Consider the following 255-nt stretch of genomic DNA (forward strand, 5'->3'; position numbering starts at 1 on the left):
ATGCCCGGCAGGGCAGAGCGACTGTCTTGGAAGTCAAGCGTTTTGCCATGCTTTCTGGTCCCGGATGATTGCGTTGAGGATGGTGAGCAGCTTGCGCATGGCAGCCACAGTTGCGACGATCTTCGACGTGCCGGAAGCGACCAGGCGATCGCGGAAGGCTTTCAGAACCGGGTTATGGCGGCAGGCCACCAGCGTGGCCATGAACAGCACGGAGCGTACCGTTGCCCGACCGCCGCCGATGAGGCTCTTGCCTTT

General features: G+C 61.6%; 1 pseudogene. It reads right to left on the reverse strand.

The window, feature by feature from the left end:
• Nucleotides 1–33 precede the first annotated feature (33 nt).
• Nucleotides 34–255, reverse strand: a pseudogene (locus K6M89_RS32055) (IS110 family transposase); the annotation flags it as partial.

Origin of the sequence: Rhizobium croatiense (genome assembly GCF_019793465.1) — a bacterium.
In the GTDB taxonomy this organism is placed as follows: domain Bacteria; phylum Pseudomonadota; class Alphaproteobacteria; order Rhizobiales; family Rhizobiaceae; genus Rhizobium; species Rhizobium croatiense.